This is a genomic window from Streptomyces sp. AcH 505, assembly GCF_000818175.1.
GTDB lineage: Bacteria > Actinomycetota > Actinomycetes > Streptomycetales > Streptomycetaceae > Streptomyces.
On the sequence record NZ_JTIY01000001.1, the window covers coordinates 3,699,739 to 3,701,003 of the forward strand.

Sequence of the window (1,265 nt, forward strand, 5' to 3'; positions counted from 1 at the left end):
GCGTGTCGGCGGCCCGGCCGGCGAGCACGTCGTTGACGGCCCGCAGATCGATCAGCAGCGAGCCGCCGTCGCTCGCCGGGTCCGGTGCCCGGCCCGCCGTGCCGGCGCCGGGCCCGGTCGTGGGCAGCGCCCGTACGACGCCCGCGATCCGCACGTCGATCTTCCCGCCCGCGGTCGGCACCTGGATCACGGAGCCCTTCGCGGCGCCGCTGGACGACAGGAACCGGTCGGTGGCGAGGGCGGCGGGCACGGCGGCCTTCGGCGTACGGGCGCCGATCCGCAGCGTGACGATGCGCGGATTGGCGTACTGGGCGGTGTTCTCGCCGGTGGCGAACGTGACATGGAACGGCGCGGCGGCGGACGACCCCAGTGCTTCGGTGATCCGGGGCGCCACCACGTCCGGGTCCAGCGGGTCGTCGTTGGCCGACGGCTTCGCCTGCCAGTCGCCGCTGTCGGGCGCGCCGAGCGTGCGGCGGGCGCCGTTCGTGGCGTACGCGGCGATGCGGCCGACGGTCACCCGCAGCCGGTCCGAGCCCAGCGGGCCCCGGACGCCGTCGAACTGGAGCGAGACCAGCGTCAGCGGCCCTGCGGGCCTGCCCTCCGGGGCGTTCGCGGCGGCCGCGAGATCGGCGGTGCGCTCGTACGTGTGCCCGTCGGGTTTCACCGAGCCGAGCTGGAGTGTGGAGCGCATCCCGTACCGGTCCTGGACGGTGGCGGAGACGCTCAGCGCCGTGCCGATCTGCACGGGGTCCTTCGAGCCGGGTCCCACGGTGACCGGGAGGACGACCCGTGCGGTGTCCTCGGGGATCGCGAGACCCACGGCGGCCCCGGACTTCGCCGGGCGCAGCGCGGCGACCTGGGCAGCGGCGTCGCCGTCCGACTGGTCGGCGCGCAGCCCGATGCCCCCGGCCGCTCCTCGGGTGTCGAGTCCCCGGGTGTCGAGGGCGAGCACGGTCGCCTGGCGGTTGCCCGACAGCGTCATGGCGCTGCGGGCCGCCGGAGCCGCCGACCGTACGTCGGGGAGCGCGGCGTACGCGCCGCCCTGGCCGAACGGGGCGGTGCGGCTGCCCAGCACGCGCAGCGGCGCGCCCGCCTGGAAGTCGGCCTGGTCGCTCTGCGAGCGGTCCCAGGAGGCGCCCTGGCCGATCGCCAGCATGCCCATGGCGACGGCCAGGACCAGCAGCAGCACCGGGCCGGCGCCGCGCAGCGGTCTGCGGCTGAGCTGCCACCCGGCGAGCGCGGCGGGCAGCCCCCGGCCCTTGGCG

1 pseudogene is annotated in these 1,265 nt (G+C 77.1%); it reads right to left on the bottom strand.

The annotated features are described in order from the left end of the window. A pseudogene (locus tag HY68_RS43795) lies at nt 1-1,265 on the bottom strand (ABC transporter permease); the annotation flags it as partial.